The organism is Brevibacterium sp. NPDC049920 (genome assembly GCF_040656435.1).
Lineage (GTDB): Bacteria > Actinomycetota > Actinomycetes > Actinomycetales > Brevibacteriaceae > Brevibacterium > Brevibacterium pityocampae.
Window position 1 is genome coordinate 101,992 of record NZ_JBFAMF010000005.1, and the last position, 26,422, is coordinate 128,413.

27 protein-coding genes, 2 tRNA genes, 1 other RNA gene and 1 pseudogene are annotated in these 26,422 nt (G+C 70.8%); 12 read left to right on the forward strand and 19 right to left on the reverse strand.

The features are described 5' to 3' along the window. Positions 1-16 precede the first annotated feature (16 nt). Complete coding sequence (locus tag AB0I45_RS06390; RefSeq protein WP_345030870.1) at positions 17-1,249, reverse strand: helix-turn-helix domain-containing protein; 1,233 nt, start codon at positions 1,247-1,249, stop codon at positions 17-19. A gap of 143 nt (positions 1,250-1,392) precedes the next feature. Further along, entirely contained in the window at positions 1,393-4,152 is a 2,760-nt protein-coding gene (gene aceE / locus AB0I45_RS06395; RefSeq protein ID WP_345030872.1) for a pyruvate dehydrogenase (acetyl-transferring), homodimeric type, read from the reverse strand. A gap of 339 nt (positions 4,153-4,491) precedes the next feature. Here aceE and AB0I45_RS06400 point away from each other — a divergent pair, with 339 nt between their 5' ends. The 3 genes from AB0I45_RS06400 to AB0I45_RS06410 all read left to right on the forward strand — a co-directional run bounded on the left by AB0I45_RS06400 (position 4,492) and on the right by AB0I45_RS06410 (position 5,954). Next, positions 4,492-4,938, forward strand: coding sequence for a DUF3052 domain-containing protein (locus AB0I45_RS06400; RefSeq protein ID WP_137319605.1), 447 nt, complete (start codon positions 4,492-4,494; stop codon positions 4,936-4,938). A 6-nt stretch (positions 4,939-4,944) separates the two neighbouring features. Then, on the forward strand, positions 4,945-5,412 hold the full coding sequence (locus AB0I45_RS06405) for a redoxin domain-containing protein (RefSeq protein WP_345030874.1): 468 nt from the start codon (positions 4,945-4,947) through the stop codon (positions 5,410-5,412). Positions 5,413-5,561: 149 nt separating this feature from the next. Then, positions 5,562-5,954 carry an HIT family protein gene (locus tag AB0I45_RS06410; RefSeq protein ID WP_345030876.1) on the forward strand — a complete coding sequence of 131 codons (393 nt, stop codon included), beginning with the start codon at positions 5,562-5,564 and terminating at the stop codon, positions 5,952-5,954. Between the two features lie 183 nt (positions 5,955-6,137). On the opposite strand, the gene AB0I45_RS06415 is transcribed toward AB0I45_RS06410, so the two are convergent. Continuing rightward, positions 6,138-6,214 (reverse strand) — tRNA-Pro (locus AB0I45_RS06415). 202 nt (positions 6,215-6,416) lie between these two features. Here AB0I45_RS06415 and AB0I45_RS06420 point away from each other — a divergent pair. Beyond that, positions 6,417-6,902: a TetR family transcriptional regulator gene (locus AB0I45_RS06420; RefSeq protein ID WP_345030878.1), complete on the forward strand. Its 486-nt coding sequence runs from the start codon at positions 6,417-6,419 to the stop codon at positions 6,900-6,902. A 75-nt stretch (positions 6,903-6,977) separates the two neighbouring features. On the opposite strand, the gene AB0I45_RS06425 is transcribed toward AB0I45_RS06420, so the two are convergent. The 6 genes from AB0I45_RS06425 to AB0I45_RS06450 form a co-directional block, all read right to left on the reverse strand. Further along, positions 6,978-7,325, reverse strand: coding sequence for a transcriptional regulator (locus AB0I45_RS06425; RefSeq protein WP_345030881.1), 348 nt, complete (start codon positions 7,323-7,325; stop codon positions 6,978-6,980). Between the two features lie 23 nt (positions 7,326-7,348). Next, positions 7,349-7,780: a hypothetical protein gene (locus AB0I45_RS06430; protein ID WP_247618621.1), complete on the reverse strand. Its 432-nt coding sequence runs from the start codon at positions 7,778-7,780 to the stop codon at positions 7,349-7,351. 90 nt (positions 7,781-7,870) lie between these two features. Beyond that, positions 7,871-8,812, reverse strand: a complete 942-nt coding sequence (locus tag AB0I45_RS06435; protein ID WP_345030885.1) for an aminotransferase class V-fold PLP-dependent enzyme — start codon at positions 8,810-8,812, stop codon at positions 7,871-7,873. Positions 8,813-8,930: 118 nt separating this feature from the next. Then, entirely contained in the window at positions 8,931-9,371 is a 441-nt protein-coding gene (locus tag AB0I45_RS06440; protein WP_345030887.1) for a pyrimidine dimer DNA glycosylase/endonuclease V, read from the reverse strand. Positions 9,372-9,382: 11 nt separating this feature from the next. Further along, positions 9,383-10,507: an alcohol dehydrogenase catalytic domain-containing protein gene (locus AB0I45_RS06445; RefSeq protein ID WP_295686957.1), complete on the reverse strand. Its 1,125-nt coding sequence runs from the start codon at positions 10,505-10,507 to the stop codon at positions 9,383-9,385. A 148-nt stretch (positions 10,508-10,655) separates the two neighbouring features. Beyond that, on the reverse strand, positions 10,656-11,342 hold the full coding sequence (locus tag AB0I45_RS06450) for a hypothetical protein (RefSeq protein ID WP_345030890.1): 687 nt from the start codon (positions 11,340-11,342) through the stop codon (positions 10,656-10,658). A gap of 305 nt (positions 11,343-11,647) precedes the next feature. Between AB0I45_RS06450 and AB0I45_RS06455 the strand changes: the two genes are divergently transcribed. The 3 genes and pseudogenes from AB0I45_RS06455 (at position 11,648) to AB0I45_RS06465 (ending at position 13,405) form a co-directional block, all read left to right on the forward strand. Further along, the gene (locus AB0I45_RS06455; RefSeq protein ID WP_345030892.1) at positions 11,648-12,070 is read left to right on the forward strand and encodes a hypothetical protein; all 423 of its coding nucleotides are present in this window, start codon (positions 11,648-11,650) and stop codon (positions 12,068-12,070) included. Then, positions 12,070-12,762 (forward strand): histidine kinase, encoded by a 693-nt coding sequence (locus tag AB0I45_RS06460; protein WP_345030895.1) that lies wholly within the window; start codon positions 12,070-12,072, stop codon positions 12,760-12,762. Before AB0I45_RS06455 ends, AB0I45_RS06460 begins: the two co-directional genes overlap by 1 nt. After that, positions 12,759-13,405 (forward strand): annotated as a pseudogene (locus AB0I45_RS06465) (response regulator transcription factor). Before AB0I45_RS06460 ends, AB0I45_RS06465 begins: the two are co-directional and overlap by 4 nt. 133 nt (positions 13,406-13,538) lie before the next feature. Here AB0I45_RS06465 and AB0I45_RS06470 read toward each other — a convergent pair. From AB0I45_RS06470 to AB0I45_RS06485, 4 genes are all read right to left on the reverse strand, one after another. Further along, a complete protein-coding gene (locus AB0I45_RS06470; RefSeq protein ID WP_345030897.1) occupies positions 13,539-14,216 on the reverse strand; it encodes a YoaK family protein in 678 nt (225 codons plus the stop codon). Positions 14,217-14,242: 26 nt separating this feature from the next. Further along, positions 14,243-14,319 (reverse strand) — tRNA-Val (locus tag AB0I45_RS06475). A gap of 179 nt (positions 14,320-14,498) precedes the next feature. Continuing rightward, a complete protein-coding gene (locus AB0I45_RS06480) occupies positions 14,499-15,050 on the reverse strand; it encodes a GNAT family protein (RefSeq protein WP_345030900.1) in 552 nt (183 codons plus the stop codon). Between the two features lie 5 nt (positions 15,051-15,055). Next, complete coding sequence (locus tag AB0I45_RS06485; RefSeq protein WP_345030902.1) at positions 15,056-16,147, reverse strand: WYL domain-containing protein; 1,092 nt, start codon at positions 16,145-16,147, stop codon at positions 15,056-15,058. Between the two features lie 59 nt (positions 16,148-16,206). Here AB0I45_RS06485 and AB0I45_RS06490 point away from each other — a divergent pair, with 59 nt between their 5' ends. Beyond that, positions 16,207-17,226, forward strand: coding sequence for an SDR family oxidoreductase (locus tag AB0I45_RS06490; protein WP_345030904.1), 1,020 nt, complete (start codon positions 16,207-16,209; stop codon positions 17,224-17,226). 6 nt (positions 17,227-17,232) lie between these two features. Here AB0I45_RS06490 and AB0I45_RS06495 read toward each other — a convergent pair whose 3' ends face one another. After that, the gene (locus tag AB0I45_RS06495) at positions 17,233-17,631 is read right to left on the reverse strand and encodes an ectoine synthase (protein ID WP_345030907.1); all 399 of its coding nucleotides are present in this window, start codon (positions 17,629-17,631) and stop codon (positions 17,233-17,235) included. A 192-nt stretch (positions 17,632-17,823) separates the two neighbouring features. Beyond that, positions 17,824-19,338 carry a fatty acyl-CoA synthetase gene (locus tag AB0I45_RS06500; protein WP_345030909.1) on the reverse strand — a complete coding sequence of 505 codons (1,515 nt, stop codon included), beginning with the start codon at positions 19,336-19,338 and terminating at the stop codon, positions 17,824-17,826. Positions 19,339-19,458: 120 nt separating this feature from the next. On the opposite strand from AB0I45_RS06500, the gene AB0I45_RS06505 reads away from it, so the two are divergent. Together AB0I45_RS06505 and AB0I45_RS06510 are read left to right on the forward strand one after the other, a co-directional pair. Further along, positions 19,459-20,379 (forward strand): Nif3-like dinuclear metal center hexameric protein, encoded by a 921-nt coding sequence (locus AB0I45_RS06505; protein ID WP_345030912.1) that lies wholly within the window; start codon positions 19,459-19,461, stop codon positions 20,377-20,379. 2 nt (positions 20,380-20,381) lie between these two features. Then, on the forward strand, positions 20,382-21,113 hold the full coding sequence (locus AB0I45_RS06510; protein ID WP_345030914.1) for a hypothetical protein: 732 nt from the start codon (positions 20,382-20,384) through the stop codon (positions 21,111-21,113). Between the two features lie 165 nt (positions 21,114-21,278). Here the strand turns inward: AB0I45_RS06510 and AB0I45_RS06515 are convergent, their stop codons facing one another. After that, complete coding sequence (locus AB0I45_RS06515; protein ID WP_345030916.1) at positions 21,279-22,031, reverse strand: peroxide stress protein YaaA; 753 nt, start codon at positions 22,029-22,031, stop codon at positions 21,279-21,281. Between the two features lie 109 nt (positions 22,032-22,140). Here AB0I45_RS06515 and rnpB point away from each other — a divergent pair. Continuing rightward, positions 22,141-22,518, forward strand: an RNA gene (rnpB, locus tag AB0I45_RS06520) — RNase P RNA component class A. Here rnpB and ppgK read toward each other — a convergent pair. Together ppgK and map are read right to left on the reverse strand one after the other, a co-directional pair. Further along, positions 22,517-23,356, reverse strand: coding sequence for a polyphosphate--glucose phosphotransferase (ppgK, locus tag AB0I45_RS06525; RefSeq protein ID WP_137319621.1), 840 nt, complete (start codon positions 23,354-23,356; stop codon positions 22,517-22,519). The genes rnpB and ppgK overlap by 2 nt on opposite strands. A 41-nt stretch (positions 23,357-23,397) precedes the next feature. After that, the gene (gene map / locus AB0I45_RS06530) at positions 23,398-24,303 is read right to left on the reverse strand and encodes a type I methionyl aminopeptidase (protein WP_265809294.1); all 906 of its coding nucleotides are present in this window, start codon (positions 24,301-24,303) and stop codon (positions 23,398-23,400) included. Between the two features lie 81 nt (positions 24,304-24,384). Here map and AB0I45_RS06535 point away from each other — a divergent pair, with 81 nt between their 5' ends. Beyond that, complete coding sequence (locus tag AB0I45_RS06535; protein ID WP_137319623.1) at positions 24,385-25,098, forward strand: FCD domain-containing protein; 714 nt, start codon at positions 24,385-24,387, stop codon at positions 25,096-25,098. 130 nt (positions 25,099-25,228) lie between these two features. Here AB0I45_RS06535 and ald read toward each other — a convergent pair whose 3' ends face one another. Further along, positions 25,229-26,347, reverse strand: coding sequence for an alanine dehydrogenase (gene ald / locus AB0I45_RS06540; protein ID WP_345030924.1), 1,119 nt, complete (start codon positions 26,345-26,347; stop codon positions 25,229-25,231). Positions 26,348-26,422 lie beyond the last annotated feature (75 nt).

The window sequence follows — 26,422 nt, forward strand, 5'->3', positions numbered from 1 at the left end:
GACGTTCTGGTCCAGCTTAGGTCAGGGGACTGCCGGGCACAGTGGATTTGTGTCCGTTCGACAATTGCCCGGCCTCGGACAGTCGTCCGTACACCAAGGCGATCCGCACGACGAAACCGGCGCGCGCCTCGGTCGGGTCGATGCCGATGAGACCGGTGATCTTCCGCAGCCGGTAGCGCACGGTGTTGGGGTGGACGTGGAGGGCCTTCGCGGTGGTCTCCAGGGAACCGCCGAACTCGAGGTAGGCCGCGACCGTGTCATGGAGCTGCCCGGAGCCCGCACCGAGCGGCTCGTAGAACCGTGAGATGAGTTCGGCGACGGCGCTGCGGTCCCCGGCGATCGCCCGCTCCGGCAGGAGATCGGCGGCGTGGACCGGGCGCGGGGTGGCCGGCCGGGCCGCGGCCGTCCGGAGCGCCCAGACGGCGGCCGAGGCCGAGGTGCCCGCCTCGGCCAGCGAGTCGACCCGGGGTCCGATGATGACCTCCGAGGGGCCGAAGTAGTGGGCGAGCGAGGTCGCGGTGCGGTCGATGTCCTCGACCCCGCCGAGCACGATGAGGAGCCGGTCGTCGTGGACGCCGAGGAGCGCGTCCTCCGCCCACTTCTGGGCGGCCCGTCGGATCTCGTCGATGCTCCGGTGGGCGCTGCGCTTGGGCGCGCGGCCGACGAGCACGTGGACGGCGCCGTCGGAGCGCCAGCCGAACGCCGCGGTGCGGCTGGCGAGCTCGTCGACGGAGTCCCCGCGCACGAGCGCGTCGATGACCATCGCCTCGAGCCGGGCGTCCCAGCTGCCGCGCGCCTCGGCGGCCCGGGCGTAGACGTCCGCGGCGGCGAAGGCGATCTCGCGGGAGTAGATGAGCACGGCCTCCTTGAGGGCGGACTGCTCGGAGGGGCGGGCGAGCTCGGTCACCCGCTCCTCGACGACCTGCACGACGACCCGGAGGAGCTGCAGGGTCTGCTGGAGCGACACCGAGCGCACGAGCTCGCGCGGGGCGGACTTGAAGATGTCGCCGACCACGCGCAGCGGCGTCTGGGGTTTGCGGTACCAGTCGATGAAGGAGGAGATGCCGGAGTTGGCGAGAACGACCACCCAGCCGCGGTCGGCCGAGCTCATCGCCCGGTACCAGGGGAGCTGCGCCTCGATGCGCTGGAGGGTGAGCTTGGAGAGCACGGCCTGTCCGGCCTTGAGCCTGCGGCTGGTCTCGGCGCGCCCGCGGATCGCAGCGGACTGGGCATCGGCGGCTGTCGGCATGATCCCCACTGTAACCGCAGACCGACAACTTTCTTGTGCCCGGACCACAAGACGGGCCGCGGAGGTCTCCCTCCGCGGCCCGTCCTGTGATGCCGCCGGTCGCAGCGAGCAGCGGTGCCGGTCGCTCGTGCCGGTCAGTGCGGTCAGGCGCTGGCGCCCTCCGTCGAGCCGGTGGCGCCGGCCCGCGGATCGTCGAGCTGGTACTTCTTCGCCGCCTCGGCAGCGGTCGACGGGTCGATCTCCCCGGTGTCGGCGAGGCTGATGAGCGCCTGCACGACCACGGAGGGGGCGTCGATGAGGAAGTGGCGGCGGGCCGCCGGGCGGGTGTCGGAGATCGCGTAGCCGTCCGCGCCGAGCGAGGTGAAGTGCCCCGGCACGTACTGGCGGATCATGTCCGGCACGGTGCGGGTGTAGTCGCTCGTCGCGATGATCGGACCGCGCGCCTCGGCGAGCTTCGCGGTGACGAACGGGATCCGCTTCTCCGCGGCCGGATCGAGCAGGCGCTCGTCGTCGCAGGCGAGGCCGTCGCGGCGCAGCTCCTGCCACGAGGTCACCGACCACACGTCGGCGCTCACGCCCCAGTCCTCGGCGAGGAGGCGCTGGGCCTCGACGATCCACGGGACCGCGACGCCGGAGGCGAGCAGCTGGACCTTCGGGCCGTCGAGCTCGGGGCCGTCGGCGAGCTTGTAGATGCCCTTGAGCACACCTTCGACGTCGATGTCCTCCGGCTCCGGCGGCTGCACCATCGGCTCGTTGTACATCGTGATGTAGTACATGACGTTCGGGTCGCGGGAGTCGTCGGGCCCGTACATCCGCTCGATCCCGTCGCGCACGATGTGGCCGATCTCGTAGGCGTAGGCCGGGTCGTAGGAGATGATCGACGGGTACGTCGAGGACAGCACGTGGGAGTGCCCGTCACCGTGCTGCAGGCCCTCGGCCACGAGGGTGGTGCGCCCGGCGGTCGCGCCGAGGATGAACCCGCGGGCCATCTGGTCGCAGGCCGCCCAGAAGGCGTCGCCGGAGCGCTGGAACCCGAACATCGAGTAGAAGATGTAGAACGGGATCAGCGGCTCGCCGTGGGTGGCGTACGAGGTGCCCACCGCGGTGAGCGCGGCGGTCGAGCCGGCCTCGTTGATGCCCATGTGGAGCAGCTGGCCGTCGGTCGCCTCCTTGTAGGCGAGGAACAGGTCGCGGTCGACGGAGACGTAGTTCTGCCCGTGCGGGTTGTAGATCTTGGCCGTCGGGAAGAACGAGTCCATGCCGAAGGTGCGGGCCTCGTCCGGGATGATCGGGACGATCCGCGGGCCCCACTCCTTGTGGCGCATGAGGTCCTTGAGGATCCGCACGAACGCCATGGTGGTGGCGATCTCCTGCTTGCCGGAGCCCTTCTTCGCGCCGGCGAACTCCTTGTCGCCGGGCAGCGCGAGGTCGACGTACTTCGAGCGGCGCTCGGGGGTGAACCCGCCGAGCTCGTGACGGCGATCGAGCAGGTACTTGATCTCCGGTGCGTCCTCACCGGGGTGGTAGTACGGCGGGATCTTCGGGTTCTCCTCGAGGTCCTTGTCGGAGATCGGGATGGAGAAGTGGTCGCGGGCCATCTTGAGGTCCTCGAGGGCCATCTTCTTCATCTGGTGGGTGGCGTTGCGCGCCTCGAAGTGCGGGCCGAGCGAATAGCCCTTGACCGTCTTGACGAGGATCGCGGTCGGCTGACCGGTGTGGTTCATCGCCTGCTGGTACGCGGCGAACACCTTGCGGTAGTCGTGGCCGCCGCGCTTGAGCTGCCAGATCTGCTCGTCGGAGTAGTCCTCGACCATCGCCTTGGTGCGCGGGTCGCGGCCGAAGAAGTTGTCGCGCACGAATCCGCCGGACTCGCCCTTGTACGTCTGGTAGTCGCCGTCGGGGGTGGCGTTCATGAGGTTGACGAGCGCGCCGTCGCGGTCCTTGGCGAGCAGGGCGTCCCATTCGCGACCCCAGATCACCTTGATGACGTTCCAGCCGGCACCGCGGAAGAACGCCTCGAGCTCCTGGATGATCTTGCCGTTGCCACGCACCGGGCCATCGAGGCGCTGGAGGTTGCAGTTGACGACGAAGGTGAGGTTGTCGAGCTCCTCGTAGGCGGCGGTCTGGAGCATGCCGCGGCTCTCCGGCTCGTCCATCTCGCCGTCGCCGAGGAATGCCCAGGTGTGCTGCTGGGAGGTGTCCTTGATGCCGCGGTTGTGGAGGTACTTGTCGAACTGCGCCTGCGCGATCGCGTTCATCGGGCCCAGGCCCATCGACACTGTGGGGTGCTCCCAGAACTCGGGCATGTGCCGCGGGTGGGGGTAGGACGGGATGCCGCCGGGCTTGTCGCCGATGCGGTGGGAGACCTGCTGGCGGAAGCCGTCGAGCTGGTCCTCGCTCAGCCGGCCCTCGAGGTAGGCGCGGGCGTACATGCCGGGGGACGCGTGGCCCTGGTAGAAGATGTGGTCGCCGCCGCCGGGGTGGTCCTTGCCGCGGAAGAAGTGGTTGAGGCCGACCTCGTAGAGGGTGGCGGCGGAGGCGTAGGTCGAGATGTGGCCGCCGACCTCGATCCCGGGTCGCTGGGCGCGGTGGACCATGACAGCGGCGTTCCAGCGGATCCAGCGGCGGAAGCGGCGCTCGACGTCCTCGTCGCCGGGGAACCAGGGCTCGTCGTCGGGCCCGATGGTGTTGACGTAGTCGGTCGCCGTGAGGCTGGGCACGCCGAGGCTCTTCTGGCGGGCGCGCTGGATCAGCCGGAGCATGACGTAGCGGGCCCGGGTCCGGCCGCCGTCATCGACCAGGGAGTCGAGGGACTCGAGCCATTCCTGGGTCTCTTCGGGGTCGATATCGGGAACGTGGCTCGGGAGACCGTTGAGAATCGGTCCGCTGCTCTTGTTGACCACTTCGTGGAGTCCTCTCGGTTCGACGGGGTGCCGTCGGCGGACGGGCGGGAACGTGGGCGCCGGTGCTGGATGAGCGCCGTCGGCCATCTCCGCCTCAGGGGCTCCTCCCAGCCTAGTCCGGTTTCGCCGCCGTGCGTAAGGGTGCGCGTGTGGCGGCGGTCTCCCTCCCGCGGAGCATCCTCTCTGTCCCGCGGCGGGGCACGCACCGGGCGTGTGGACGGTGCGCGGCGGGCGAGCGGCGGGCCGGGGCGGCGTCCCTGAGTATCGATTGTGTGAATTCTGACCGGTGTCCGAGCGATGTATTTGCCCCCACAGCAGTCGGGCGTGGACAATGTGCGCATGAGCACTACGCCTTCCGAGAGGACACTGCACACATCCGAGGCTGACCTCGGGGAACTCAAGGACAGCCTGGGCCTCAAGGCCGGGCAGTACATCCAGGAGCTCGGGTACGACGACGACGTCGACTTCGACCTCCGCGAGGTCATCGAGGCGATCACCGGCGAGGAGATGGCCGACGACGATGTCGACGACGTGTTCGATGTCGTCGTGATGTGGTGGCGCTCGGACGACCCGGACCTCACCGACGCGATCGTCGACGCGCAGACCATGCTCGGCCAGGGCGGCTTCGTGTGGCTGTTCACCCCGAAGGCCGGTCGTCCCGGCCACATCCCGCCGGCCGACATCTCCCATGCGGCGCCGACGGCGGGCATGCACCTGACGAAGACCATCAGCGCCGGACCGGACTGGTCCGGGTTCCGGCTGGTGGGCAAGAAGAACTACAGCTGAGCGCCGGTGCCCGCCCTCGCCGTCGGATCGATCGCGCCGGAGTTCGCGCTGCGATCGCAGTACGGCGAGCCGCTCGAGCTCGCCGCGCTGCGACGCGAGGGGCCGGTGCTCCTCGTGTTCTACCCCTTCGCGTTCTCCGCAGTGTGCGGGGGCGAGATGCATGTGCTCCGGGAGCTCCACGAACACTTCACCGCCGCCGGCATCACCGTGATCGGCGTGTCCGTCGACTCGAAGTACGCCCTGCAGGCGTGGTCTCTGGACATGGGCATCCCGTTCTCCCTCGCGGCGGACTTCTGGCCCCACGGTGAGGTCGCCCGCGCCTACGGCGTGTTCGACGAGGAGCGCGGCATGGCGACGCGCGGCACCTTCCTCATCGGCACGGACGGCACGGTGGAGCAGGTGCTCACGGGCCCGGTGGCCGAGGCGCGCGATTTCACCGTGTTCCTGCCCGCCGGGCCGCCTCCGCCGGATTGATCTCCCGTCGGTGCCGGCTCCGTACCGCGGGGTCCCGCACCCGGTGCAGGCGGCGCCGGCGCACCTCTCCCGCCGGCCGAGCGCTGTCGGCCGTGCACCCCTGTATTCCACGAACCGCTATCCGCTATCCGCAACCGGAAGGACTGATCATGGCAAGCATCTTCACGAAGATCATGGCAGGGGAGATCCCCGGCGCCTTCGTCTACGAGGACGAGAAGTGTGCGGCGTTCCTCGACGTCGCCCCGATGACCGATGGGCACGTGCTCGTGGTCCCGCGCGAGGAGATCGACCACTGGATCGACCTGCCCGAGGACCTCGCCGCGCATCTGTTCGCGGTGGCGCAGAAGATCGGCGTGGCGCAGAGGACGGCGTTCGGCTGCGAGCGGATCGGTGTGATGATCCAGGGCTACGAGGTGCCCCACGTCCACATCCACGTCTGGCCGACGAATGCGATCAAGGACTTCGATCCCGCGAACAAGGGCCCGATGGCCGAGCCCGAGGTGCTCAAGGCCAACGCCGAGCGCATCACCGCCGCCCTCTGACGAGACCTCGATTTCAGAAGGTTCCTGAGAGCTGGAACGCCGTTCTTCGCAATCTCGACGCCGCTCGCCGAGACTGCAATATCTGGTGGAACCGCTCTCAGGAACCTTCGAAAATTGCTGTTTCACGGGGATGAGAAAACCGGCCCGGATCAGCGTTTGTGCTGATCAGAGCCGGTTTCCGGATGGTCGGGATAGCGGGATTCGAACCCACGACCTCCTCGTCCCGAACGAGGCGCGCTACCAAGCTGCGCCATATCCCGATGCGCGAAGCAAGAACAACTATAACCACACCCGGGGGATTCGACCAATTCGGCTCCGTCCCCTTCGCGCGGCCTGTGATCGGTGTCACTCGTCGCGGTGTCCGGGCCGGCGGGCGGCCCGGCTCGAGCGGGTCTGGTCGAGCATGTCTGATAGGAATGGAACGGCCGCACGCAGGGAGTCGAGGTGCAGGGAGGAGCGGGTATGGCATTGACCCCGGAGTCGATCACCGACACCGCGCTCGAGGTGCTCTCCCGGTTCGGCATGGGCGACCTGTCGATGCGCCGGCTCGCCCGGGAGCTCGACGTGCAGCCCTCCGCCCTGTACTGGCATGTGAAGAACAAGCAGGAGCTGTTCGCCCTCGTCGCCCGCCGATTCACCGAGCAGGTGGATACCCGGTGCCCGGCCGCAGCGAAGCCCGCACCGGTGGTCGTCGCCCTCGCCCTGCGCGAGGTGCTCCTGAGCTACCGCGACGGCGCGGAGATCCATCTCCTCGCCTACGCCCTCGAAGCCGAACGCGCCGTGCCCGAGGCGCTGGCCGCCGCCCTCGACGGGCACCGGCTCGCGGCGACCATGGGGTTCGTGCTCGGCCAGGTCGCCGTCGAGCAGAACCGGTCGATGCTCGGAGTCGACGATCCCGACGCCGAGGACACCTTCATCGGCGGCCTGCGCGCTCTCCTCGGCACATGACGAGGGCCGCCCCGGTCGGGGCGGCCCTTGTTCGACCGGTGCTCCGCAGGCGGAGCGGATCTGTTGTCGTCGAGCTCAGTCCTCCTGCTCACCGAACTGCGCCTCGGCGATGGTGCGGAGGGCGGCGAGGTGCCGGGTGAGGGCTGAGCGCCCGTCCTCGGTGATCGCCAGCCAGGTCCGGGGACGCTTGCCGACGAAGCCTTTCGATACCGTGAGGAGCCCGGCCTTCTCGAGAGTCGTCATCTGCCGGGAGAGCACCGAATCGGAGACCCCGAGCGTCTCGCGGATGAGCTTGAACTCCGCGCGCTCCCGGTTCTGCAGTCCGGCGAGCATGGCCAGGCGGGTGGGATGGTTGAGGTCGGGGTGGAGGGCGTCGAGCGTGCCGGCGATGTCGGCCCCCGACGTCGAGTTCTTCGTGTCCATGACGCGGTCTCCTGTTCTGCGACTCAGTCGCGCAGTTCGAGAAGGGCAGCGATCGGCGTGGCGACCCAGATCGCGGCCGCGGCCGCGAACGGCACCCAGCCGAATCCGAGCACTCCGACCGTGGAGACGCCGAGGACCAGGCACAGCGTGGCGAACACGACGAATCCGACGAACCGGAAGGTCGTGCCGCGCTGCCAGCCCTTGGCGTACCGGAAGTAGAGGATGAACGCGGGCACGAGCCAGGCGAGCCCCGCGCCGACCATGAGCGTCCCGCCGGTGGTGGTGCCTGCGACGACCTGGGCCAGGAGCGCGAGCGAGAGGACGGCGCCGAGCACCATCTCGAGGACGACGATCGGCCAGGCGTCGGACTGCTTGGCGCTGCGGGTCGAGGCGTCCGCGCGTTCGACGAGTGCGGCTGCTTCGGCGGGGGAGATGTTCGTGTGCTGGGTGTTCATGGCGGTTCCTCCTGGTGTGGATGTGCTGTTGGAACCACCGTAGCAAATAGTTTCCGGTATGGAAAGTAGTTGCGGAAATGCCACTACTTTTCAGGACGTGAGGACCGCGAGGGCGGCGGCGACATCCTCCTCCGTCGAGTACAGGTGGCAGGACAGCCGGATGCTGCCCCCGCGCACCGCGTGGCTCACCCCTGCCTCGTCCAGCGTGCGGCTCGCTCCGTCGAATCCGTCGAGGGAGAGGATCGGCGAGTCGCCCGGCGGCAGGCCGAGGCCCGCGCGCAGGCGGTTCGCGAGGCCGACCGCGTGGGCGCGCACGGCCTCGAGGTCGAGGGAGGCGAGCCAGGGGAGCGCGACCCCGGCACCCACGTGGCTCAGCCACGCCGGCGAGGCGTCGAAGCGCCGGGCGTCCGCGTGGAGTTCGGGTGTCAGGCCGTACATCGAGCCCTGGAGGTCGGCGCCGGCGTACCAGTTCGCCGCGAGCGGCCTGATGCCCGCCGCGGTGGCGGGTCGGAGCGCCATCCAGGCGGCTCCGCGGGGGCTCAGCAGCCATTTGTAGCCGGCGCACACCACGGCATCCGCCCAGTCGAGATGCAGGGGCATCCACCCGGCCGTCTGCGTGACGTCGAGCAGCACGCGGGTGCCGGCGCGCTCCGTCGCCTCCCGCAGGCCGTCGAGGTCGATCATTGCGCCGTCCGTGGACTGGGTCACGCTCACCGCCACCCAGTCGTAGCCCGGGGCGGCCCCCGGCAGCTCGGCGAGCGGTCGGGAGTCCACGACGACGCCTCGGGGGCGGTGGACGACGAACGGGTAGGTCACGCTGGTGAACTCGTCGTCGGCGACGAGCACCCGGGCCCCGTCCGGCACCGCTGCGGCGACGAGCCCGATGAGCGCCGAGGCGCTGCCGCCGATCGTCACGCTGCTCACCGGCACCCCGATGAGATCGGCGTACCCCTGGAGCGCGGCCGCGACGGGAGGGTCGTACTCTGCGACCGTCGTGCGTCCCTGCGCCCAGCGCTCGAGTGCCGTCCTCATCGCCTCCGCGACGCGGCCCGGCGGAATACCGATGCTCGCGGTGTTGAGGTATCCGGTCGGAATGTCGACGGTCTCTCCCCAGCTGTGACGCATGCCACTGGGCCCTAGCATCCGAGGCTCAGCCGCGCTCCCATTCCGCGCGCGGCCCGGGCACCGCGAACATGAGCGGGTGGAGCGCTGGCACGTCACCGTCCCGCGCCCGCTCCGCGCAGGCCTCGGCGTGCGCGGGGCTGCGGATGCTGAGCTTGGCCAGCAGGTGGTCCCACTCGAACGCGATCTGCCCCTCGGCGACCTCGATGGTGCCGTCCCACGCGTCGTCGACGATGAGGCCGCGGTTGAAGGTGTAACCGCGGGCATCCGCCTCGGCGGCGAGCCCGGAGAGGTAGGCGCCGATCGCGGCGACCGGCGCGTCGAGCTCGCGGAAGCGCACGAGCTGCGGGTGGCTGCGGTACCCACGGGTCTGCCCGCGCAGCACCTTCTGGGCGAGCAGCGTCTCCCGCCAGCAGGCGATGAGCCCCTGCCGGTCGAGGTGGGAGGGGTGGAGCGACCAGATGCGCACAGGACCCGCGCTCAGCCGGTGGGCGCGGTCTCGTCGAACAGGATGACCTGCCGGACCGCCCGTCCGTCGGCGAGGGTGTCGAGGGCGGCGTTGATGTCGGCGAGCCCGATGTGCCCGGAGATCAGCTCGCCCACCGGGAGCCGCCCGTCGCGCCAGAGCCCTTCGTAGACGGGGATGTCCCGGGCCGGCACCGCGGAGCCCAGATAGGAGCCGATGATCGTGCGCGCCTCGGCGGTGAGGGTGAGCGGCGCGATCGAGGACCGGGCATCGGGGGAGGGCAGGCCCACCGTGACCGTCGTGCCGCCCACCCCGGTGAGCCGCACGGCGGTCTCGAAGGCCTTGGGGTGGCCGGCGGCCTCGATGACGACCGGGGCGCGCACCTCGGCGTCCTCCGCCTCCTCGGGTGTGTGGACGGCGTCCGCGCCGAGCTCGGTGGCGCGGTCGAGCTTGTCGCGGTTCGCATCGACCCCGATGACCTTCCCCCGGCCCAGGGACACGGCGGTGATGAGCGCGGCCATCCCGACCCCGCCGAGGCCGACGACGATGACGTCGTCACCCTCGGCCGGGTCGCCGGCGTTGATCACAGCGCCGCCGCCGGTGAGCACGGCGCAGCCGAGCACGGCCGCGATGTCCGCGGGCACATCGTCGCCGACGGGCACCACGGAGGTGCGGTGGAGGACTGCATGGGTGGCGAAGCCGGACACGCCGAGGTGGTGGAGGACGTCCTCGTCGCCGCGGTGGAGGCGGATGTGGTCGCCGACGAGGTGTCCGGCGTTGTTCGCCGCGGTGCCGGGGGTGCAGGGGAGCTTGCCGTCGGTGCGGCAGTTCGCGCACTCCCCGCAGCGCGGCAGGAACACCGTGCTGACCTGCTGGCCGGGGGCGAGGTCGGTGACGGCCGACCCGACCTCCTCGACGATCCCGGACGCCTCGTGCCCGAGCAGCATGGGGACGGGGCGGACGCGGTTGCCGTCGACCACGGACAGGTCCGAGTGGCACAGGCCGGCGGCGCGGATCCGGATGCGCACCTCCTCGGGTCCGGGCGGATCGAGCTCGAGCTCCTGGACCCGCAGCGGTGCGGACTCGGCGTAGGGGCGCGCGGCCCCGATCTCCTCGAGGACAGCTCCGGTGATCTTCATCCTGGCTCCTTCTCCTGTGTGCCGCCGCGTGGGGGCGGATGCGTCGTCGTGCATCCGACGCTACCGGTTCGCGGGCGCCGACGGCAGGGGCACCCACCGACCGGTGGATGCCCCCTCCGTCCCGTCCTCTCGGCGGGGCGACGCGTCATCAGGTGTGCTGAGGACTCCCACGCCCCACGGTGACATCACTCGGGGTGCGGTCCGCGCGCCTCGGGAGCGGGTGTGCGCCGTGGAGCACGCTCGCAGCAAGACCCGTGCAGGCGCCGAGCAGGAGCAGGCCTGAGAGGTAGGTCGCCCACTCGGTGAAGTTGCCGCCGACGAACTCGACGAGGACGAACGCGATGAGCACCGGGCCGGCCCAGCGCGGCGCGGTGCCGGAGCGGAGGTGGGCGATGCCGAGGAGCACCAGGCCCACCACCGTGCAGATCAGGCCGGCCATCATGAATGGCATCAGCGGCAGGTAGGACTCGAGCCGGCCGGCGGCCGCGAGGTTGGCGGTGGGGTCGGCGGCCAGCGCGTGGCGCGCCATCTCGACCCCGCAGAACACGGTGTGGCCGAAGCCGCCGAGGATGGCGAGTGCACCGCCGATCGACGCCAGCCCGGGGGTGGCCGGATGGAGCCAGACCGCGACTCCGACGAAGGCGATCATGAAGGCGAGCTGGCTGAGGGTGAGCGCCAGGACGGCGATCGGGGCGGTGGCGCCGGCGTCGGCGATCACGAGCAGGCTGTTCTGGGGGTCGACGGCGCTGTCGGGGAGGAGCAGTGTCCAGACGATCGACAAGGCTGCGAAGAGGACGAGGCTGATGGCGACGAGAAGTCGAAGTTTTCTGTTCATGTCTCCAGCACACCACCGCAGAGCGCGCCCGGCATCGGCCCCGGGTCGTGCCCGGTGTCCTCCGCGGGATGAGCCTGAGGCTGCTCGATGTCACCCATGGTTGACTCCCGCGGCGGCCTGCCCGTGCAGCACCGAGATCCGCGCGGACCGCCTCGGCGCCGGGAACGCCACCAGGGAGGGCCCGGGGAGCAGTGAGCACCACTGTTGTATGGTCCGAAGATTGTCATCCGTGGGATGATGCCACGGGTGCCCGACCGGCCTACCGTGAATATATGGAGCGGCACCGGTCCAGGATCGTCGATCTCATGATCGCCCTCGCTGTGCTCGTGGTCGGCCTGCTGGAGGTCTGGGTCCCGTTCGTCTCCCGTGAGGGGGACGGAAATCTGTGGCTGTCCTCGGCGCAGGTCGTCATCGTGGCGGCGGCCATGGTGGTGCGCCGCACCCGTCCGCTCATCGCCGCCGGGGTGGCCCTCATCCTGTTCAGCGGTCTGCACATCGCCGGGGTGACCTACCTGCTGTTCTACGGACAGTTCGTCCCGATGGTGCTGACGACCTTCGCCGTGGCGCGCCACGGAAAGGGGCGGGAACCCTACCTCGGAGCGGCGCTGATCATCGGCACCATGCTCGTCGGCGACCTGCTCGTGCCGGAGCTGCAGGTCCCTGACGAGATCGTCTTCCACTGGAGCGTACTGTTCGGCGCCTATGCCCTGGGACCTGGCAGCGGGTGATGGCGAACCAGGCCGCGCTGGCGCGGCAGCAGGCGATCGACGCCCAGGTTCAGGCCGCGGCCCGGACCGCACAGGCGAATCTCGGGGAGCGCACCCGGATGGCGCGCGAGCTGCACGACGTGGTGGCCCATGCGATGAGTGTGATCGTCGTCCAGGCGGGAGCGGCCCAGCTCGTCAGCGACGACGAGGACGAGGTGCGTCGTTCGCTCGAGACGATCCGGCTCACCGGGGCCGAGGCGCTGGGGGAGATGCGGCGGTTCGTCACGATGCTCCGGGATCAGGACGAGACCGCTCTGCGCGTGCCGCAGCCGGGACTGGCCGCGGTCACGCAGCTCGTCGACGACGCTCGCGACAGTGGGCTCCCGGTCACCCTCGCGGTGCACGGCACTCCAAGGGGCCTGCCGGCGGGGATCGACCTCGCGGCCTCTCGGATCGTCCAGGAGGCGCTGACCAACGTCCGGCGGCACGCGACGGGTGCAGCGGCGGTCGAGGTGACCGTCGATCATGCGGAGGACGGGCTGCACCTGGGGGTGCGCGATGACGGGATCCCCGTGGCCGGGACGACCGGTTCGGACCACGGCCTGATCGGGATGCGCGAACGGGTCGAGCTCTACGGCGGATCCCTGCGCGCCGGCCCGGCGGATCCGCGCGGCTTCCTCGGAGAAGCCGTCCTGCCGGTGGAGCGATCGTGACCACCTCGGTGCTCATCGTCGACGACCAGGAGCTGCTCCGGGCGGGATTCCGGCTGATCCTCGAGAAGTCGGGGTTCGACGTCGTCGGGGAGGCCGCCGATGGGTCGAGGCCATCGAGCGGGCGAGGGCGCTGTCCCCGGACGTCGTGCTCATGGACATCCGGATGCCGCGCCTGGACGGGATCGAGGCCACCCGCCGGATCGTGGCGCAGCTCCCCGCGACCAGGGTGCTCGTGCTCACCACCTTCGATCTCGACGAGTACGTCTACGACGCCGTGCGGGCAGGAGCGTCCGGTTTCGTGCTCAAGGACCTGCGCCCGGCCGACCTCGTCCGGGCCGTCGAGATCGTCGCGACCGGCGAGTCGATGCTCGCCCCGCAGGTCACCCGACGACTGCTCGAACAGTTCGCACCGCCGCCGTCGCAGGCAGTGGCGCTGCCCGTGTTGACGGACCGCGAGACGGAGGTGCTCACGCTCATCGCGGCGGGGAGGTCGAACACCGAGATCGCCGGTCTCCTCTTCCTCAGCGAGGCGACGGTGAAGACCTACGTCTCGCGGCTGCTCGCCAAGCTCGGCCTGCGCGACCGGGTGCAGATCGCCGTCCTGGCCTACGAGAGCGGACTCGTGCTGCCCGGATCGGGGTGACCGGCGGTGTGAGTGCGGGACGCCGATGTCCCGCCGCCCGGGAAGGCGATCCACTCCGACCAGGTCACGGCCGCACCTACATAGCGCGGCCGCTCGAGCCGCCAGTCGCGGGCGACTGTGGAGCGTGCCGGGGCTACACCGGGAGTCCACGCCTGCGCCGCCGCGCGCGGTTGGCGAGCGCGGCCGCGGTGCCGAGGAATACGAGCGCGGTGACGACCCAGACCGCGCGGATCCCGAGGGCCAGGTAGCACAGGCCTCCGAGCACCGCTCCGAGGGCGAGCGAGAGCCAGAGAAGGAAGTACCCGAGCCAGGCGGAATGGGCACCGCCGAAGAAGGCGCCGACGAATCGCTGCGACATCTTCACCAGGGTGCCTGTCATGTAGGTCAGAGAGATCGCGACCTCGCCGTCGCGTTCGAAGATGCTGTTCATCGAGCCCACGGTGAAGGACAGGCTGAGCACCGCGGGCAGATCGTGCCCGGCGAGGACCAGGGCCGAGGCGATCATCGCCGTGAGGCAGACGAAGAGGAGGACGAGCTCACGCGGTCGGGTGGGCGGCAGGTGGCGGTGGGCGAGTCGACTGACGAGTGAGCCGATCATCACACCGAGGAGGAACAGGGCCATCACCCCGGCCGCCCGTCCCACCACGTCCCAGCCGCCCTCGACAGCAGCTGCGGTCATTCGGGTGGTGTTGCCGGACATGAAGGAGAGGAAGAACCCGCCGAGGTAGAGGAAGCCGAGCGCGTCGATGAACCCGGTGATCGACGACAGGTACCACGCGAGCACACGTTCGCCGAGACGGTACCCCTCCAACGACGTGTGCCCTTCCTGCCGATATGTGGTGGGCCCAGAGGGACTCGAACCCCCGACCCTCTCGGTGTAAACGAGATGCTCTAGCCAACTGAGCTATAGGCCCCGACCGCTGTCCGCGCGCATCCGGGAACCGAAGGAATCGGTCCCGGTCAGCCCGCGCTGACAGCGGAATCAGTATGCCACACCGCCGACGGCGCTGCAGGGCGACGACACGGCCGCCCGGCGGCACCGGGTGCCGCCGCCGTCCGACCCCGCCGGCTTCCTTTCCCACCATCGCCTCGGTCATCCCGGCAGCGCATCGGTGGACAGGGCGCCGTAGACCACGGTGTCCGTCCACTCGCCCTTGCTCCACCAGTTCTGCCGGAGGTGCGCCTCGCGCGTCATTCCGATCCGCTCAGCCAGCCGCGCCGAGGCGGTGTTCCGGGCATCCATCTGCGCGGCCACCCGGTGCAGGCCGTAGGTCTCGAACCCGGCCCGGAGCAGCGCCCCGGCGGCTTCGGCGGCGAAACCCCGCGCGCCGTGCCTAGGGTCGAGCACCCAGCCGATCTCCGCCACCGGGAGCTCCTCCTCGGTGAGCCACAGGGCGACGTCGCCGATGACCCGTCCCTCGTGCTCGATGACGAGGGCGAGCGCCCGCGCCGCGGTCTCCAGCCCGGTGCGCCGGGTGAGCGACTGCGACTGCTCGGCCGCGTACTCCGGCGTCCACGGCTCCTCGAGCAGGTGCACCGCGACCTCGGGCCGGGAGTAGTAGGCGAGCAGCGAAGCGGCGTCGTCGAGGCGGTGCGGGCGGAGCGTGAGCCGCGGAGTGCACAGAGGCAGGGGCAGGGAATCCATGCCGGTCAGCCTAACGACTCACCCTCGTACCCTCCTCCGGGAACTCTTGTGCTCGGTTCACCACGCAGTGCATCCGGCACCGCGTCCGATCGAGCACCCGGCGCGTTGGCCTCCCACAGCTCGCGCGCGCGGCGGGCCACCGCATCGCGGATCGGGGTGGGGGAGAGCACCTCGACGCCGGGGACCTGGAGCAGCTGGGAGACGGCGATCGCTTGCGTCTCCATCGGCAGCTCGACCACGACCCGCGCTGCGGGAGCGCCAGTAACGCCGTCCACCGCATCATCTGTCACCGCATCGGCCTCCGCTGCCTCGAGCGCCGCCGAGGCGCCCGCCCCCGGGACGGCGTGCCGCAGAGCGGGCAGCGCGGACCGGTCCACCGCGACCCGCACGGTGATGCCGTCCAGGCCCCGTTCGAAGGCCGTCCGGGCCTGCGCCCAGTGCTGGGCCAGGGAGAATCCGGCGGGCCGCCATGCGGGCGCCTCCACCACCCGTGCGCCTGCGATCCGGGACACCCGGTAGGTGCGCAGCGCCCTGCGGTGCGCGGCGACGAGGTACCAGCGATCGGTCTTGAGGACCAGGCCGAGGGGATCGATGAGGCGCGACACGGCAGCGGCCCCACGCCGGTACAGCATCCGCAGGCGCCGCCCGGTCCAGACGGCCCGGGACACCGCGGCGAGCGCCGGCGGCTCCTCGGCCTCGGTGAACCACGCCGCGGCGTCGACGAGCACCCGCTGCTCGATGTGGTCGGCGACGTGCCCGTCCGCACTGGGTGGGTCGAGTTCCCCGCGCAGCCGGAGGCGGGCCGCCCGGTGCTCCCCGGCGAGGCCGAGCTCCCGCGCTGCGGTCTCCCCGAGGAGCAGTGCGGTGATCTCCTGCTGCGGCATCCCGGTGATCGGGGACGACCAGCCCTCGACGATCCCGACGCCGCCGGCCGGACCGGTGCGCGTCCACACCGGCACCCCCATCGCCTGCAGCTCGGCGAGGTCGCGCTGCACTGTCCGCCCGGACACCCCGTGGCGCTCGGCGAGCACCCCCACGCTCGTGGTGCGCAGGCGCGAGAGATCCATGATGAGCGACAGCAGCCGGGTTGAGCGCATGCGCGAAGCCTAGGCCATTCACGACACGGTCTGTCGGGAATGGCTGGGACGTTGGAACCATGGACGAGACGAGCTCACCCCAGGAATCCCGCACCCCCGCACCCGGTACCGCCGGACCCGGCACCAGTGCACCCACCAACGCGCGCCCGCTCACCGGGCGGATCGCGCTCGTCACCGGAGCCACCCGTGGTGCCGGCCGCGCGATCGCCCGGGAGCTCGCCGCCGCCGGGGCTGAGGTCCACTGCACCGGGCGCTCCGCGCCCGGCGACCTATCCGACTACGACCGGCAGGAGACCGTCGAGGAGACGGCGGAGCTCATCCGCGCCGCCGGGGGCACCGCGCATGCCGCGGTCGTCGACCACCGGGACATCGCACAGGTGACCGCGCTCCTCGACCGGATCGAGGACATGCACGGGCGCCTCGACATCCTCATCAACGACATCGGGGGAGAGGCCTACGTCGAGTTCGACACCCCGCTGTGGGAGTACGAATTCGACCGCGGGATGCGGCTGTTCGAGACCGGGTACCTCACCCACCTCATCACCAGCCGCTGCGCTCTCGGCCTGCTCATCCGGAATTCCGGCGGTCTCGTCGTCGAGGTCACCGACGGCACGCGGGAGTACAACGCCGAGCACTTCCGCTCCACGGTGTTCCTCGACCTCACCAAGACCGCCGTGGACCGGCTGGCGTTCGCCGAGGGCCACGAGCTCCGGCCCCACGGCTGCACCGCGGTGTCGGTGACGCCGGGCTGGCTGCGATCGGAGATGATGCTCGACCATTTCGGCGTCACCGAGGACACCTGGGCGGCCGCCGCCGCAGCGAACCGCGGGCGCACCGACGTCGTGCCGCCCTACGAGTTCGGGATCTCGGAGACCCCGGCGCTGCTGGCCCGGGGGATCGCAGCCCTGGCCGCGGACCCCGAGCGCGCCCGGTGGAACACGCGATCGACGAGCTCCTTCGAGCTCGCCGGGCACTACGGGCTCACCGACGTCGACGGCTCCCGCCCGGACACGTGGCGCTTCATGGCAGCCTTCGAGACGCTGCCGGTCGAGTCGATCGAGACCGACGAGTTCCGCTGAGCCGGGTCAGCGAGCGGCGTCCTCGGTGACGAGCGGATAGACGCCGTTCTCGTCGTGGACCTCGTGGCCGGTCACGGGCGGATTGAAGACACAGGCCATGCGCAGCTCGGTCTCCGCGCGGACGGTGTGCTTCTCGTGCCCGTCGAGCAGGTACATCGTCCCGTCGCGGAGTTCGTGCACCTCGCCCGTCTCCTCGTTCGTCAGGGTGCCCGTCCCCTGGACGCAGTACACGGCCTCGATGTGGTTCTGGTAGTGGAACGTCGAGGTGGTGCCGGCGTAGATCACGGTGTCGTGGAGGGAGAAACCCACCCCGTCGCGGGCGAGCACCATGCGGCGACTGCGCCAGGTCTCGGACGTGACGTCCTGGTCGGTCCCGTTGAGATCGTCACGATCGACGATGAGCATCGTCCTCCTCTTTCGGTGGGAGCGACGGCAGCGCGGCCGCCGCAGATGGCACCTCCCACGCTGACGGAACCGGCCGACGACGTCAAGGAACGAAGGGTGCTGTCAGGAACGAACGGTGCTGCCAGGAACGGGTGACGAGCACGGCACCGGTTCCCCGCAGCTCGACCCCGCCGGTTCGAGCTCCCGGCCGCCTCAGCCGGTGCGCAGCGTGCGCTTGAGGATCTTGCCCGCGGAGTTCTTCGGCAGCTCGGAGACGAAGTGGACCGCCTTGGGCACCTTGAAGCCGGCGAGCCGGCCCTTGACGTGCTCGATGACCTGCGCCTCGGTGAGGGAGTCGTCCTTGGGCACGACATAGGCGGTGATCGCCTCGATCCACTTCTCGTCGGGCATCCCGATGACGGCGACCTCGGCGACGGAGTCGAGTTCGAAGATCGCGTCCTCGACCTGCCGGCTCGCGACGAGCACCCCGCCGGTGTTGATGACGTCCTTGACCCGGTCGATGACCTCGACGTACCCCTCGGCGTCCTGGATCACGAGGTCGCCGGAGTGGAACCAGCCGTCGCGGAACGCCTCCTCCGTGGCCTCGGGCTTGTTCCAGTAGCCCTCGCACAGCTGCGGGGAGCGGTAGAGGATCTCGCCCTGCTCGCCCGGTCCCACGTCCACGCCGGAGGGGTCGACGACGCGGGTCTCGGCGAACAGCACCGGGCGTCCGGCCGAGCCCAGCCGATCCTGGTGCTCCTCGGGCCTCAGCACCGTGGCGAGCGGGCCCATCTCGGACTGCCCGAAGCAGTTGTAGAAGCCGAGCTCGGGGAGGTGGGCGACGAGCTTGTGGAGCACGGGCCCGGGCATGATCGACGCCCCGTAGTATGCCTTGCGCAGGCTCGTGAGGTCCCGGGTCGCGAAGTCCGGGTGGTTGACGAGCGCGACCCACACGGTCGGAGCGGCGAAGAAGGTGTTGATGCGCTCGGCCTCGATGAGCTCGAGCAGCTCGCCGGGCACGGGGGCCGGCACGATGATGTTGAGCGCGCCCTTGATGAGCCCCGGGATGAGAAAGACGTGCATCTGCGCCGAATGGTAGAGCGGCAGCGCATGGACCTGCCGGTCGGAGGCATCGAAGTCGAGGACGTCGAGGCAGCTCATGTACTGGTGCATGAGCGCGCGGTGCGTCATCACCGCTCCCTTGGGCAGCGAGGTCGTGCCCGAGGTGTAGAGCAGCTGGGCGACGTCGGTGTCGGTGACGTCGAACTCGCCCATCGCCTCCGGAGCGACGTCCGGGGCCTGGACGGTGTCGAGGAGGTCCTCGAAGTCCGCTCGCAGCGCTGCGCGACCGGCCTCGGTGGCGTCGACATCGGCGGCCATCGCGGCGTCCGAGATCACCAGGCGAGCCCCGGAGTTGTCGAGGATGTACTCGAGCTCGTCGGTCTTGAGCTGGTAGTTCACCGGCACGTGGATGAGGCCGGCGCGCACGGTGGCGAAAAAGACGAGGGCGTAGAGGTCGGAGTTCCTGCCGTACGCGGCCACCCGGTCACCGTGCTCGAGCCCCTGGGCGAGCAGATGCCGGGCGAGCGCGGTCACCGCGGTGTCGAGCTCGGCGTAGGTCCACGTGCGGTCCGCGAAGACGAGGGCGGTCCGTTCGGGGGTGCGGCGGGCGGTGCGGCGGAGGAGGTCGGCGATGGTGCTGGATCGCAGCGCTGGGATCGAGTTCATGGCACCACCCTAATGTGCGCCGCGCCATCCTCCCAGGGCTGTCCGCTCTCCGAACGGCACCGTGCACCGCGCACCGGCACACCGCCTCGGCGGCGGGTGGGCGTGTACTACGGTGGCACCATGAGCACCGCGACCGTGAGAACGATCATGCACCTGTGCGAGCAGCTGTGGCCGGCGGCCTACGCCGAGAGCTGGGACACCGTGGGGCTCGCCGTGGGCGACCCGGATGCTCCCGTGCGCAGCATCCTGCTCGCTCTCGATCCCGTCGACGCCGTCGTCGCCGAGGCGGTCGACGGCGGGTACGACATGCTCATCACGCACCACCCGCTGCTGCTGCGCGGGGTCACCTCCGTCAATGCCGGCACCCTCAAGGGCGGTGCGGTCCATGCCCTGATCCGCGCCGGCGTCGCCCAGTTCAACGCGCACACGAACGCGGACTCCGCGCTCGGCGGGGTCTCCGACGTGCTCGCCGAATCCCTCGGCCTCACCGATACGGCTCCGCTGGCCCCCACCGCCGAGGCGCCCGCCGGGGTGGGCATCGGCAGGGTCGGCACCCTGTCTGCGGTGCAGACCGTGGAGGACCTCGCCCGCCGACTCGCAGAGGTGCTCGATCCGACCGTGACCGGAGTGCGGATCGCCGGAGACCCTGCGGCCGAGGTGACACGGGTCGCGGTGCTCGGCGGCGCAGGCGACTCGCTGTTCGACGCTGTGCGCGCCTCCGGCGCCGAGGTCTACATCACCTCCGACCTGCGCCACCACCCGGCCAGCGAGGCCCGGGACACCGCACACCGGACCGACGACACCCCGCACCTCATCGACATCTCCCACTGGGCGGCCGAGGCGCTGTGGCTCGATCGGGCCGCCGACCAGCTCGCGACCGCGGCCGAGGACGCCGGATGCGCCCTCGACATCACCGTGTCGCGCACCCGCACCGACCCGTGGACGCTGCGCATCGACCAGCCGCTCGATGAACCGGGCGCCACCCGTCCCGCACCGCTCGGGCCCGGGGCCGCCGACCCGTCCGCTCCGACCGAGGACTGAGAATGCCGCTCACCGACACCGAACACCGCGCCCTCCTCGACTGGATCGATCTGTCCGCCCGCCTGCGGAAGAACGTCCACGCCGCGAAGCAGACCGAGCTCCTCGAACAGCTGCGCGGGCTCGCCGCCGAGCACAAGGCCAACGCCGAGCGCATCGCCGCCCTCGAGGCGACCCGCACCGCGGAGTCCGAGCGCGCTACCGCGCTCGAGACCGACGTCGCCGCCCGCGGGGCGACGATCGAGCGGATGGAGTCCCGCCTGGCCTCGGGTGAGGGGCTGACCTCCCGCGACCTCGTGGCGCTCCAGGGCGACATCGAGACCGCGAAGACCGCGCGGGAGACGGTCGAGGAGGACCAGCTCACCTCGCTCGGCACGGTCGAGGAGCAGGACGCGGAGATCCGGGACCTGCGGCAGGAGGGCGCGGCGATCGCCGCCCGCGGCAAGGACCTCCAGGCCGAGCGCAAGGCACGCGCCGAGGAGCTCGCCGCCGAGGCCGCGGAGCTCGAAGCCGAGCGCGCCGGCACGGCGGAGAAGCTCCCGGCCGACATCCGGCAGCGGCTGAGCGCGAAGGAGACCGCGGGCCAGATCGGTGCCGCAGTGCTCGCTCACGGCACCTGCGGCGCCTGCGGCGACGAGCTCAGCGGCGTCGCCCGCGATGCGCTCTCCGGTTCCGAGCCCGGCACGGTCGTCGAATGCGACTCCTGCGAGACGCTCCTCGTCACGCCGCTGGGCTGACGGCACGGACCAGCTGGACGGCCGCGGTGCGAAACGCCGGTTCCTGAGCCACCTCAGTGCGGTTCTGGCACTCAACAGCCACTGCAGTGCGGTTACTCGCTGGTATCCGCACCGGACTGCACCCGGAACCCGCCGTCGTCCGGAGGCCCGCCCCGCTCCGGCGCCTCAGCCGGGCAGGATGATGTCGAGCCGGGCCGGCTGCCGGCCCTGTGGGGGAGTGAACTCGACCGCGTGGTACCGCTTCGCCGCCGTGACGAGGCCGCGGAAGTCCTCCGGCAGCGCGGCCCGGGAGCGCAGCAGGCGGCCGACGAGCTCTCCGCGCGTGTGCTTGGCGTTGTGCGAGACCACGGTGCGCCGGCCCCGGGACTCGGTGTACACGTCGACGACGGCGGTGCGCTCCGGCGGGCCCGGCCACGACTTCCGGTACTCCGTCGAGCGGCAGTCGAGGACGAGCTGCCCGGCGAACTCGTCATCCAGCACCGGTGTGAGGCGGGTGCGCCACCAGGTGGAGAGCACCTGGCCGGAGAGCCGGGTCTTCATCGACAGGCGGTAGGCGGGGATCGGGTCGAGTGCGGCGACGATCCCGAACAACGCCGAGGATACCCAGACGTGCCCGAGCCGGGCACGCGCCGTCGGGGTGAGCCGGCCGAGCGCCGAGTAGAGCACTCCGGAGTAGGTGTCGAGCGCCGGCGCGCAGGGGATCTCGGTGAGCCGCGTGTTGCGGGCGACGTCCTCGGCGATGCCCGCCCCGACGCCCAGCCGGTCGAGCGCATCCGGGGCGGCGGACACCTCGGCGAGCGCGTCGAGCACCTCGGCGCGGGCGCCGGTGAGCTCCGGCAGGCTGAGCGCGACGAGGTCGAGGCGCGGTCCGGTCGCGGCGGGCGTCTTGCCCTCGGAGGGCGGGAGGAGGATGATCACGGTCCACCATCCTAGAGGCCGCCCAGCCGCCCCCTGACCCGGGGTTATGGTCAGCGAGGACGGCGTGGCCCGGGCTCGGGCCGCCTGCGACTACACTGGGTGATCGAGGACAGGTCGCCGGACGGTCGCGGCAGCGGGAACGCTGACGAGGAACGTCCGGGCTCCGCAGAGCACAGCGGTGGGTAACACCCACCCGGGGCGACCCGCGGGCACGTGCAACAGAGAGCAGACCGCCTGCCTGCCTGGTGCAGGCCGGTAAGGGTGAAACGGTGGTGTAAGAGACCACCAGGGTTCCGGGTGACCGGAATCGCTGGGTAAACCCCGCTGGGAGCAAGATCAGACAGACAGCGTCCGAGGGCTGCTCGCCCGAGCTGTCGGGTGGATCGCTCGAGGCCGTCGGCAACGGCGGCCCTAGACAGATGACCGTCGAACGGTGTCCGGGCAACCGGCCCGTGGACAGAACCCGGCGTACAGGCGGCCTGTCCTCACCCCTTGTGCTTGCGCACCTTCGCCCGGCCCCCGTTGGCCGCGAGATACGCCGCACCCACCGTGCCGGCGTCGTTGCGGAGCTCGGCCGGCACGATCTCCGCGCGCAGCCGAAGCAGCGGCAGGAACTGCTCGTGGCTCTTCGAGATCCCACCGCCGACGATGAACAGGTCCGGGGTGAAGAGCATCTCGAGCATCGAGTAGTACTGCTGCAGACGCTGCGCCCACTCGGCGTACTCGAGCCCCTCGCGGACCTTGACGGATTCCGCCGCCTGCGTCTCCGCATCCGCCCCGTTCATCTCGAGGTGACCGAGCTCGGTGAACGGCACGAGCACCGCATCGTGGAACAGCGCGGTGCCGATCCCCGTGCCGAGCGTCGTCATGATCACCGTCTGCTTGCGGTGGCCCCGCCCGGCGCCGAAGGTCATCTCAGCCAATCCGGCGGCATCGGCGTCGTTCATGACGAAGCAGCTGCGGCCGGTGGCCCGGGTGATCGCCTCGGGCAGGTGCTCGCCGATCCAGCTCTGGTCGAGGTTCGGGCAGAACAGCACCGTGCCCTCCTTGACGACGCCGGGGAAGGCGACGCCGAGCGGCAGCCGGGCGAGCGCCGCGGCGTCCGGCACGACCTTCTTGCGCACGGCCTTGTCGACCACCTGGTCGACGGCATCGGCCACCGCACCCACGACCGCCTCCGGGGTGGCGGGCTTGGGGGTGAGCACGCGCACGCGCTTGAACGGCAGGGTGCCGTCGACGAGGGACACGAGGCCGACCTTGATCCCGGTGCCGCCGATGTCGATGCCGATGCCGTAGGGGGTGTCGGAGTGGAGGAAGTCGGTCATGATCCGCCTTTCGGGGAACGGGTCGGGCTCGTGGGGCGGCGTCAGGCCGCCGGGCCGTGGAAGATCGCGGTGGACTCGTCGGGCAGGGTGAGGATGTCGGCACCGGATTCGGTGACGACGAGGGTGTGCTCGAACTGTGCGGAGCGCTTCCGGTCGGCGGTGACGATGGTCCAGTCGTCGTCCCAGGACTCCCACTTCTCGGTGCCGAGATTGAGCATCGGCTCGATGGTGAACACCATGCCCGGCTCCATGACCTCGTTGTGGGCCGGCGCGGCGTCGTAGTGGGGGACGATGAGGCCGGAGTGGAACTCGCGGCCCACCCCGTGCCCGGTGTAGTCGCGCACGACGCCGTATCCGAACCGTCCGGCGTACTTCTCGATGACGCGGCCGATGACGTTGATCTCGCGTCCCGGCTTCACCGCCTTGATCCCGCGCATCGTGGCCTCGTACGTGCGCTCGACGAGCAGCCGGGACTCCTCGTCGACCTCGCCGACGCAGAAGGTGTAGTTCGTGTCCCCGTGCATCCCGTCCTTGTACGCGGTGATGTCGAGATTGATGATGTCCCCGTCCTGCAGGACGGTGGAATCCGGGATGCCGTGGCAGATCACCTCGTTGATCGAGGTGCAGATCGACTTGGGGAAGCCGCGGTAGTCGAGGCAGGACGGGTAGGCGCCGTGGTCGCAGAGGTACTCGTGGGCGATCCGGTCGAGCTCGTCGGTGGTGACGCCGGGGACGATGGCGCGACCGGCTTCGGCGAGCGCGTTGCCGGCGATCCGGCCGGCCGCCCGGATGCGCTCGATCTCCTCCGGCGTGTAGTGGTCCCCGCCGCGTCCCTCGTCCGGCACCGCACGGCCCACGTACTCCGGACGCGGGATGTCGGCGGGGACGCTGCGGACGGGGGAGACGGTTCCTGGTGTGAGGGTGCCCAGCGGCGCGTGTGATGTCATGATGCGGCCAGTCTAATCGGCGTCCGGCCCGGTCCGCAGTCCGCGGTGCGGGACTAGGATGGAGGTTCCCGAGGAGGTCGCATGAGCACACCGCTGTCCGGTCTGGGCGACGGTCTGGGGGACGTCGTCGTGATGACGAGCGCGCCCCAGCAGATCGCCGACCACATCATGTCCTCGATCGCCGTCGGCGCCCTCCCGGTGGGTTCGGCGCTGCCGCCGGAGCGTGAGCTCGCCGCGGCGATGCAGGTGTCACGGTCCTCCGTCCGCGCGGCCCTCGACCGGCTCGAGCGCGGCGGCTTCATCGTGCGCCGGCGCGGGCGGGGCGGCGGCACCTTCGTCGCCGAATGGGACTCCCGGGCACTGGCCGGGATCGAGGACCGCCTGCAGGAGTTCCACCGCACCCGCATCGACCTGCTCGACGCGCGCGCCGTGGTCCAGAACCGGGCCGCGCTGCTCGCCGCGCAGCGGCGCACCGCGGCCGAGGCCGAGGAGATCGCCGGGCTCGCCGAGGCCTACGCCGCCCAGGCCGATGCCGCGGGGGCCCGGCTCGCCGACGCCCGCTTCCACCACGCCGTGGCCCTCGCCGGGCACAACCCGGAGATCGTGCGGATCGTCACCGATCTCGACCGGCGGATCAACACCGGCTTCCGCCACGATCCGTTCTCGCCGGAGCTCTTCGCCCGCGCCTGCGCCGACCACTCGGCGATCGTCGAGGCGATCCGCGACGGCGACGGCCCTGCCGCCGGCCGGCTGTGCGAGGAGCACTTCCGGGCGACGACGATGATGGCCGGCTGACGGCCCGCTCCCGCGCGAGCACGCCGGCGGCCCGCCCGCTCTCGGCTGCTCACAGGGGCGCCCGCGCACGCCGGCGGCCCGGGAGCCGAAGCTCTCCGGGCCGCCGCTGGGCGCAGCCAGAGGGCCGTGCTCAGGCGTCGATCGCCTCGGCCGGCGTGATGTGCTCGAGACCGAACGCCTCGGCGACGTTCTCGTTCGTCACCTTCCCGGCCTGGACGTTGAGGCCGCGGGCGAGCGCCGGGTCGGCCACCAGCGCCTCGCGCCAGCCGGACCTCGCGATCCGGGCGGCGTAGGGCATGACCGCGTTCGTCAGGGCCTTGGTCGCGGTGTTCGGCACCGCGCCGGGCATGTTCGCCACGCAGTAGTAGACCGAGTCGTGCACCGGGAACGTCGGATCGTCGTGGGTCGTGGGCTTCGAGTTCTCGAAGCAGCCGCCCTGGTCGATCGCGATGTCGACGAGCACGGAACCGCGCCGCATGCCCTGCACCATCTCATCGGTGACGAGCTTGGGGGCGCGCTTGCCGGGGATGAGCACGGAGCCGATGACGAGGTCGGAGGTCTCGAGGGCACGGGCGATCTCGTAGGGGTTCGACACCGTGGTCTGCAGGCTCGCACCGTAGATCTCGTCGAGGTGACGCAGCCGCTGGGCGTTGATGTCGATGATCTCGACCTCGGCGCCCATCCCCATGGCGATGCGGGCGGCGTTCGTGCCGGCGACTCCGGCGCCGATCACGGTGACGCGGCCGCGGCGGACCCCGGGCACGCCGGCGAGCAGGATGCCGCGACCGCCGTTGGCCTTGAGGAGCGTGTGGGCTCCGACCTGGGTCGACAGCCGGCCGGCGATCTCCGACATCGGGGCGAGCAGCGGCAGACCGCCGCCCTCGGGCTGCACCGTCTCATAGGCGATCGCCGTGGTGCCGGCCTCGCGCAGAGCAGTGGTGAGCGGCTCGTCGGCGGCGAGGTGGAGGTAGGTGAAGAGGATGAGGTCCTCGCGCAGGTGGCCGTACTCCTCGGCGATGGGCTCCTTGACCTTGAGCACCATCTCACCGGCCTGCCAGACCTCGGCGGGATCCTCGATGATCTCCGCGCCGGCCTCCCGGTACTCCTCGTCGCTGATCGAGGAGCCGATGCCGGCGCCGGCCTGGACGACGACGGTGTTGCCGCCCTCGACGAGCGTGTGGACGCCTGCGGGGGTGATGGCCACGCGGTTCTCGTTGTTCTTGATCTCTGTCGGGACGGCGACCTTCATCGATTCTCTCCCTCGGGGGTGGCGGCGTACGCCGCCGGGGTATCGGGTCACCACACTGTACGCCCCTAAAGGTCG

What these genes read in the sequence shown, in the direction of transcription:
- AB0I45_RS06390 (WP_345030870.1), bottom strand. Translation starts at nt 1,249, where the DNA reads ATGCCGACAGCCGCCGATGCCCAGTCCGCTGCGATCCGCGGGCGCGCC.
- AB0I45_RS06400 (WP_137319605.1), top strand. Translation starts at nt 4,492, where the DNA reads ATGAGCACTACGCCTTCCGAGAGGACACTGCACACATCCGAGGCTGAC.
- AB0I45_RS06410 (WP_345030876.1), top strand. Translation starts at nt 5,562, where the DNA reads ATGGCAAGCATCTTCACGAAGATCATGGCAGGGGAGATCCCCGGCGCC.
- AB0I45_RS06420 (WP_345030878.1), top strand. Translation starts at nt 6,417, where the DNA reads ATGGCATTGACCCCGGAGTCGATCACCGACACCGCGCTCGAGGTGCTC.
- AB0I45_RS06425 (WP_345030881.1), bottom strand. Translation starts at nt 7,325, where the DNA reads ATGGACACGAAGAACTCGACGTCGGGGGCCGACATCGCCGGCACGCTC.
- AB0I45_RS06430 (WP_247618621.1), bottom strand. Translation starts at nt 7,780, where the DNA reads ATGAACACCCAGCACACGAACATCTCCCCCGCCGAAGCAGCCGCACTC.
- AB0I45_RS06435 (WP_345030885.1), bottom strand. Translation starts at nt 8,812, where the DNA reads ATGAGGACGGCACTCGAGCGCTGGGCGCAGGGACGCACGACGGTCGCA.
- AB0I45_RS06445 (WP_295686957.1), bottom strand. Translation starts at nt 10,507, where the DNA reads ATGAAGATCACCGGAGCTGTCCTCGAGGAGATCGGGGCCGCGCGCCCC.
- AB0I45_RS06450 (WP_345030890.1), bottom strand. Translation starts at nt 11,342, where the DNA reads ATGAACAGAAAACTTCGACTTCTCGTCGCCATCAGCCTCGTCCTCTTC.
- AB0I45_RS06455 (WP_345030892.1), top strand. Translation starts at nt 11,648, where the DNA reads ATGATCGCCCTCGCTGTGCTCGTGGTCGGCCTGCTGGAGGTCTGGGTC.
- AB0I45_RS06460 (WP_345030895.1), top strand. Translation starts at nt 12,070, where the DNA reads ATGGCGAACCAGGCCGCGCTGGCGCGGCAGCAGGCGATCGACGCCCAG.
- AB0I45_RS06480 (WP_345030900.1), bottom strand. Translation starts at nt 15,050, where the DNA reads ATGGATTCCCTGCCCCTGCCTCTGTGCACTCCGCGGCTCACGCTCCGC.
- AB0I45_RS06485 (WP_345030902.1), bottom strand. Translation starts at nt 16,147, where the DNA reads ATGCGCTCAACCCGGCTGCTGTCGCTCATCATGGATCTCTCGCGCCTG.
- AB0I45_RS06490 (WP_345030904.1), top strand. Translation starts at nt 16,207, where the DNA reads ATGGACGAGACGAGCTCACCCCAGGAATCCCGCACCCCCGCACCCGGT.
- AB0I45_RS06495 (WP_345030907.1), bottom strand. Translation starts at nt 17,631, where the DNA reads ATGCTCATCGTCGATCGTGACGATCTCAACGGGACCGACCAGGACGTC.
- AB0I45_RS06500 (WP_345030909.1), bottom strand. Translation starts at nt 19,338, where the DNA reads ATGAACTCGATCCCAGCGCTGCGATCCAGCACCATCGCCGACCTCCTC.
- AB0I45_RS06505 (WP_345030912.1), top strand. Translation starts at nt 19,459, where the DNA reads ATGAGCACCGCGACCGTGAGAACGATCATGCACCTGTGCGAGCAGCTG.
- AB0I45_RS06510 (WP_345030914.1), top strand. Translation starts at nt 20,382, where the DNA reads ATGCCGCTCACCGACACCGAACACCGCGCCCTCCTCGACTGGATCGAT.
- ppgK (WP_137319621.1), bottom strand. Translation starts at nt 23,356, where the DNA reads ATGACCGACTTCCTCCACTCCGACACCCCCTACGGCATCGGCATCGAC.
- map (WP_265809294.1), bottom strand. Translation starts at nt 24,303, where the DNA reads ATGACATCACACGCGCCGCTGGGCACCCTCACACCAGGAACCGTCTCC.
- AB0I45_RS06535 (WP_137319623.1), top strand. Translation starts at nt 24,385, where the DNA reads ATGAGCACACCGCTGTCCGGTCTGGGCGACGGTCTGGGGGACGTCGTC.
- ald (WP_345030924.1), bottom strand. Translation starts at nt 26,347, where the DNA reads ATGAAGGTCGCCGTCCCGACAGAGATCAAGAACAACGAGAACCGCGTG.